General features: G+C 75.3%; 1 protein-coding gene. It reads left to right on the forward strand.

What is annotated here, in order from left to right:
* Window positions 1-7,635 (forward strand): SDR family NAD(P)-dependent oxidoreductase (locus tag ACFYWL_RS30780; RefSeq protein WP_386980205.1); only part of this gene is annotated, 7,635 nt, incomplete at both ends.

The following is a 7,635-nucleotide window of genomic DNA, read 5'->3' on the forward strand; positions in this document are numbered from 1 at the left end:
CGGACACACCCACTACATCGAAACCAGCCCCCACCCCGTCCTCACCACACCCATCCAACACACCATCGACACCACCACCACCAAAGCCACCACCACCGGAACCCTCCACCGCAACCAACCGGGCTGGACGTCCTTCCTCAGGAACCTCGCCCGCGTGCACGCCGACGGCGGGACCGTCGACTGGACGCCGATCTTCGGGGACCGGCAGCCGCGCCAGGTGCCGCTGCCGACCTACCGGTTCCAGCGGAGCCGCTACTGGCTGGCGTCCGGGACGCCGCGGCGACAGTTCCCCGGACCGGAGGCCGCCGGCGCGCCGGGCGAGGAGCCCCCGGCCTCGGCGACACCGACGCGCGTGCCGGCCGCCGTTGCGCCGGCCGCGCGGATGCGCGCGGTCCTGGAGCGGCTGCGCGCCGACGTCGCCGTCGTCCTCGGCCACTCCAGCGCCGCGGACCTCGACGTGAGCAAGCCGTTCAAGGACCTCGGCTTCGACTCCCCGCTCATGGTGGAGCTGCGCGACCGGGTGGCCGCCTCGACCGGGCTGACGCTCCCGGTGGCGGCGCTGTTCAGCCACCCGACCCCGGAGGCCCTCGCCGAGCACCTGCGCGACCGGCTCGCCGAGCCGTCCGGCGCGGACGCGACGGCAACGGCGGACGCACCCACCGACGACGCGACGGACGACCCGATCGCGATCGTCGGAATGGCCTGCCGCTTCCCCGGCGGGGTGCAGACACCGGAACACCTGTGGCGGCTGGTGGAGACCGGCACGGACGCCATCTCCGACTTCCCCGACAACCGTGGCTGGGACCTCGACACGCTGTTCGACCCGGAGGCGGCCACCGGCACGTCCTCGGTGCGCCGTGGTGGCTTCCTGCTCGACGCGGACCTGTTCGACCCGGCCTTCTTCGGCATCAGCCCCCGCGAGGCACAGGCGATGGATCCGCAGCAACGGGTGCTGCTGGAGGTGTCCTGGGAGGCGCTGGAACGGGCCGGCGTCGACCCGCTGTCGCTGCGCAACAGCCGGACCGGGGTGTTCGTCGGCGCGATGTCCCAGGAGTACGGCCCGCGCCTGGCCGAGGGCGCCCGGGAGCTGGAGGGGTTCCTGCTCACCGGCACGACGGCGAGTGTCGCGTCCGGCCGGATCGCGTACACGCTCGGGCTTCAGGGCCCCACGCTGACGGTGGACACCGCCTGCTCCTCCTCGTTGGTGGCGCTGCACCTCGCCGCGCGGGCACTGCGTGCGGGCGAGTGCGGGCTGGCGATCGCCGGCGGGGTGACGGTGATGTCCGCGCCCGGCATCTTCGTCGAGTTCAGCCGCCAGCAGGGGCTGTCGCCGACCGGCAGGTGCCGGGCGTTCGCCGACGCGGCGGACGGCACCGCCTGGTCGGAGGGCGCCGGCATGGTGGTGCTCGAACGGCTGTCGGACGCGCGCCGCCACGGCCACCGGGTGCTCGCGCTCATCCGTGGCTCCGCCGTCAACTCCGACGGGGCGAGCAACGGGCTGACCGCGCCGAACGGGGCCTCCCAGCAGCAGGTGATCCGTCAGGCGCTCGCCGACGGGGGCCTGCGGCCGGTCGACGTGGACGTCGTGGAGGCGCACGGCACGGGCACGAGGCTCGGCGACCCGATCGAGGCGCAGGCCATCCTCGACACCTACGGCCGGGGCCGCCCCGACGACGCGCCGCTGTGGCTCGGCTCGCTCAAGTCGAACATCGGGCACGCCCAGGCCGCGGCCGGCGTCGGCGGCCTGATCAAGATGGTGATGGCGCTGCGGCACGAGTCGTTGCCCCGCACGCTGCACGTGGACCGGCCCACCCGCCAGGTCGACTGGTCCGCCGGCACGGTGCGGCTGCTGACCGAGGCGCGCCCCTGGCCGGGCACCACCGTCCGGCGGGCGGCGGTGTCGTCGTTCGGCATCAGCGGCACCAACGCGCACCTGGTGCTCGAACAGGCCCCCGATCCCGCGGAGCCGGCCGGGTCGGGCGACGACCGGCCGGTCGGCCTGCCCTGGCTGGTCTCCGGCCACGACGAGCAGGGGCTGCGGGCCCAGGCGGACCGCCTCAGCCGGTTCCTGGACACCGTCTCCGACGACCTGATCGCCGACGTGGGCCGGGCGCTGGCCACCACCCGGCCGGCGTTCGCCCGCCGCGCCGTCGTCTCCGGCGTCGACCGCGCCGTTCTGCGCGCCGGCCTCGACGCGCTGGCGCACGGCGAGCCGGCCCCCGGCGTCCAGGTGGGCACGGCCCGGGAGCGGGGAAAAGTCGTGTTCGTCTTCCCCGGCCAGGGCTCGCAGTGGGCCGGGATGGCCGCCGAGCTGATGCGGACCTCGCCGGTCTTCCGGGAGGAGCTGCTGGCCTGCGCCGACGCGCTCCAGCCGTACCTGGACTGGTCCCTGCACGACGTGCTGGCCGGCCGCGACGGCGCGCCCCGGATGGACCGCTCCGACGTCGTGCAGTGCGCGACGTTCGCGGTGGTGGCCGCGCTCGCGGCGCTGTGGCGGTCGATGGGGGTGGAGCCGGATGCCGTCATGGGTCACTCCCAGGGCGAGATCGCCGCGGCGTACGTCGCCGGCGCGCTGACCCTGCCGGACGCCGCCCGCGTGGTGGCCCTGCGCGGCAGGGCGCTGCTGTCGGTGGCGCACACGGGCGGCCTGGTGTCGGTGGCCCGGTCCCGGTCCGACGTGGACGAGCTGATCGGACGCTGGCCGGGCCGGCTGTCGGTCGCCGCGCTGAACAGCCCGGTCTCCACGATCGTCGCCGGGGACCTGGCCGCCCTCGGCGAGCTGCTCGCCGAGTGCGCCGCGACCGGGGTGTGGGCGCGGCGGGTGCCGATCGACTACGCCTCGCACTCGGCGCACGTGGACCCGCTGCGCGACGAGCTGGCCGAGGTGCTCGCGCCGGTCACGCCGAACGAGCCGCGGATCCCGTTCCGCTCCACGGTGGAGGGCGTCCGGGGCGGGCCGTTGCGCACCGACGCCGAGTACTGGTACCACAACATGCGCAACCGGGTCGACTTCGAGCCGACGATCCGGGAGCTGGCAGCCGAGGGGTTCGGGACGTTCATCGAGGTGAGCCCGCACCCGGTGCTGACCACCGCGGTGGAGCAGACCCTGGAGGCCGAGGGCGCCGAGCAGGCCGTCGTGGCGGAGTCGCTGCGCCGTGACGACGGCGGCTGGGCCCGGTTCGCGTCGTCCCTCGGCCGCGTCCACGTCCACGGGGTGCCGGTGGACTGGTCCGCCGCCTTCTCCGGCCGGCCAGCACGGCCCGTCGACCTGCCGACCTCGTCGTTCCGCCGGCAGCGGTACTGGATCGAATCCGGGCGGCGCGGGGCGGACACGCTCGGGCATCCGTTCCTCGGTGCCGTCACCGAACTCGCCGTCGGCGACGGGCACGTCCTGTCCGGCACGCTGTCCCGGGCCGCCCACCCCTGGCTCGGCGACCACGCGATCCGGGGCACGCTGCTGCTGCCCGGCACGGCGCTGCTGGAGCTGGCCGTGCGCGCCGGACGGGAGCTCGGCTGCGCGGTCGCCGAGGAACTCACCCTGGAGTCGCCGCTGCCCGTGCCGGAGGAGGGCGAGGTCCAGCTCCAGATCGTCGTGGACGCCGCCGACGCTGCGGGACGCCGTCCGCTGCGGCTGTTCGGCCGCGGCGACGAGGCCGGCTGGACCCGCCACGCCAGCGGTTTCCTCTCCGCGGCCCCACCGGACTCCGGGCCGGTGCCGGCCGGCGCACAGTGGCCGCCGCGGGGGGCGACCGAACTCGACGTCGCGGCGCTGTACGACGCCCTGGACGAGCACGGCTACCACTACGGTCCGTCGTTCCGGCAGGTCCAGGCGGTCTGGCGGGCCGGCGACGACCTCTTCGCCGAGGTGGCGGTCGCCGCGGAGCTGCTCGCCGAGGCCGGCCGGTTCGTCTTCCACCCCGCGCTGCTCGACGCCGCGCTGCACCCGCTCGTGGTGACCGGGCTGCTCGGCGAGGACGACGGGCGGATCCTGCTGCCGTTCGCGTGGACCGGGTTCACGGTCACCGAGCTTCCCGGCGAGGCGGGCGTCGCCGACCGGGTGCGGGTGCGGCTCGTCCCGGCCGGTCCCGGCGGCGTCGACGTGACGGTCACCGACGACACCGGCGCGCTGGTCCTCGCCACGGGCTCGCTGGCGCTGCGGCCCGTGCCCACCGACCGGCTGCTGCCGGCGCGGCAGGTGCGCCACCTGTACCGGGTCGACTGGCAGCCCCTCCCGGCGGGCGTCCCGCAGAGTGCCCGGTGGGCGGCGCTCGGCGACGCCGCACTCGGCGTGGCCCAGGCCGGCGGCGTGACCGCCGCGGCGTACCCCGATCCGGCCGCCTTGTTCGCGGCGGTGGCCGGCGGCGCCCCGCGGCCCGACCTGGTTCTCGTGGACCCGGTGGCCGACGCCGCCGGCGGGGGCAACGACGCTGCCCCGGACGCCTCGGCGCACCTGGTCGCCGGGCGGGTCCTCACCCTCGTACAGGAATGGCTCGCCGACGCGCAACTCGCCGACGCGCGGCTGGTCGTCCTGACCCGGCGGGCGGTGGCCGCGGACGCCGCGGACGATCCGTCGCCGGCGTCCGCGACGGTGTGGGGGCTGCTGCGGTCGGCCCAGACCGAGCATCCGGACCGGCTGGTCCTGCTCGACCTGGACGACGACGAGACCTCCGCGCGGTCGGTCGCCGCCGCGGCCACGAGCGGCGAACCGCAGCTGGCCGTACGCGCGGGCGACGTACGCCTGCCGCGGCTGGTCCCGGTCGCCGCGGAAGCCGCCCCGCCGGCCCCCGGGCTCGGCGGCAGGGCTTCCGATCTCGACGGCACGGTCCTCGTCACCGGCGGCACCGGAGGGCTCGGTGGCCTGGTCGCCCGGCACCTCGCCGACGTGCACGGGGCACGCCACCTCCTTCTGCTCAGCCGGCGCGGCGGCGCGTCCCCCGGCGCCGACGCGCTGGGGGCGGAGCTGCGTGCCCTCGGCGCCGAGGTGACGTTCGCCGCCGCCGACGCGGCGGACCGGGCGTCGCTGGCCGCCGTCCTCGCGGCCATCCCGGCGGACCGGCCACTGCGCGCGGTCGTGCACCTCGCCGGCGTCCTCGACGACGGGGCCCTGGTCTCCCTCAGCCCCGAGCGGATCAGCGCGGTGCTGCGGCCCAAGGCCGACGCCGCGTGGCACCTGCACGAGCTGACCCGCGACCTGCCGCTCGCCGCGTTCGTCCTGTTCTCGTCGGTGATCGCCACGGTGGGCGGCGCGGGGCAGGCGAACTACGCGGCGGCGAACGCCTTCCTGGACGCCCTGGCCGAGCACCGCCGCGCCGGCGGGCTGCCCGCCGTGTCCCTCGGCTGGGGCCTCTGGGACGAAGCGGACGGCATGGCGGGCGGGCTGTCCCAGGCCGACCGGGCGCGCCTGCGTCGCAGCGGTGTGGCGGCCATGACGAGCGGCGAGGCGCTCCCCCTGCTGGACGCCGCGCTGGCCGCCGACCGGAGCGTCGTCGTCCCGGCCAAGCTCGACCTCGCCTCGGTGCGCGCCGAGCACGAGCACGGTGCGGTCCCGGCGCTGTTCCGCCGGTTGCTGCCCCGGGCCGGCGCGTCCGGCGCGCGGGCCGCCGCGCCCGCGTCGGCCGTGCTGGCCCGGCAACTCGCCGGCCTGTCCCCGCAGGAGCGGGAGGCGACGCTGACCGACCTGGTCCGGGCGAGGGCGGCGGAGGTGCTCGGGCACGACGGCGCGCACACGGTCGAGCCGGACCGGGCGCTGCGGGAGCAGGGCCTCGACTCCCTGACCACGGTGGAGCTGCGTAACCGGATGAGCGCAGCCGTCGGGATGCCGTTGCCGACCACGGTGGTGTTCGAGCATCCGACGGTGACCGCGCTGGCCCGGTACCTCGCCGAGCGGATCAGCGGGACGCAGCGCGCCGACGAGGTCAAGGCGGTTCGTGTCGACAGCGACGAGCCGGTGGTGATCGTGGGAATGGGCTGCCGCTACCCCGGCGGCATCCGCTCCCCCCACGACCTGTGGCAACTCGTCCTCGACGGCACCGACGCCATCGGCGACTTCCCCACCGACCGCGGCTGGAACCTCGACACCCTCTACCACCCCGACCCCGACCACCCCGGCACCAGCTACACCCGCCACGGCGGCTTCCTCTACGACGCCGCCCACTTCGACCCCGACTTCTTCGGCATGAGCCCCCGCGAAGCCCTCGCCACCGACCCCCAACAACGCCTCCTCCTCGAAACCGCCTGGGAAACACTCGAAAACGCCGGCATCGACCCCACCACCCTGCGCGGCACCCACACCGGCGTCTTCACCGGCGTCATGTACGACGACTACGGCAACCGCCTCATGCAGGCGTCCCCGGACGGATACGAGGGTTTCCTGCTGTCCGGAACCCAGACGAGTGTGGCGTCCGGACGGGTCGCCTACGTGCTGGACCTGGCCGGGCCGGCGCTGACCGTGGACACGGCGTGCTCGTCGTCGCTGGTGGCGCTGCACCTCGCCGTGCAGGCCCTGCGCAACGGCGAGTGCGACCTCGCGCTGGCCGGCGGCGTCACCGTCATGGCCACCCCGGGCACGTTCACCGAGTTCAGCCGCCAACGCGGCCTGGCCCCCGACGGACGGTCCAAGTCGTTCGCCGCGGGCGCCGACGGCGTCGCGTGGAGCGAAGGCGTCGGCCTGCTGCTGGTCGAACGGCTCTCCGACGCCCAACGCCACGGCCACCGCATCCTCGCCGTCGTCCGGGCCACCGCCGTCAACCAGGACGGCGCGTCCAACGGCCTCACCGCACCCAGCGCCTCGGCGCAACGCCGGGTGATCCGGCAGGCCCTCGCCACCGCCGGCCTGACACCGGCGGACGTCGACGCGGTCGAGGCGCACGGCACCGGCACCACGCTGGGCGACCCGATCGAGGCGGAGGCGCTGCTGGCCACCTACGGCCAGGGCCGGGAGGAGCCTCTCTGGCTCGGCTCCATCAAGTCCAACATCGGCCACACCCAGGCCGCCGCCGGAGCCGCCGGCATCATCAAGATGGTGCAGGCCATGCGGCACGGGGTCCTGCCGAGGACCCTCCACGTCGACGCGCCCACCCCCCACGTCGACTGGACCACCGGGTCCGTAGCACTGCTCACCGACACCCGGCCCTGGCCCCAGCAGGACCGGCCCCGCCGCGCCGCCGTCTCCTCCTTCGGCATCAGCGGCACCAACGCCCACATCATCCTCGAACAAGCCCCACCCACCACCACTGCGGCCACCATGACCGAGCCGGAACAGAGCGGCCCAGTCACCTGGATGCTGTCCGCGAAGACCCCCGCCGCGCTACGCGCCCACGCCCAACAACTGCTGAGTCATCTCACCACCCACCCGGAGCTGACCGCGGCGGAGACGGCGGCGGCGTTGGCCACCCGTGCGCTCCTGCCGCACCGCGCCGCCATGGTCGGCACCACCCGGGAGGAACTCGCCGAAACCCTCACGGCCCTAGCCGCAGGCGACCCCCACCGCTGGCTGGTCGAGGGGACCGAGATCACCGGGAAGACCGTTTTTGTGTTTCCTGGTCACGGAACCCAATGGCCCCGCATGGGCCTCGACCTCTACACCACCAACCCCACCTTCGCCCACCACCTCCACACCTGCGACACCGCACTCCA

This window comes from Micromonospora sp. NPDC002575, from assembly GCF_042889525.1.
Classification (GTDB): Bacteria; Actinomycetota; Actinomycetes; order Mycobacteriales; family Micromonosporaceae; genus Micromonospora; species Micromonospora carbonacea.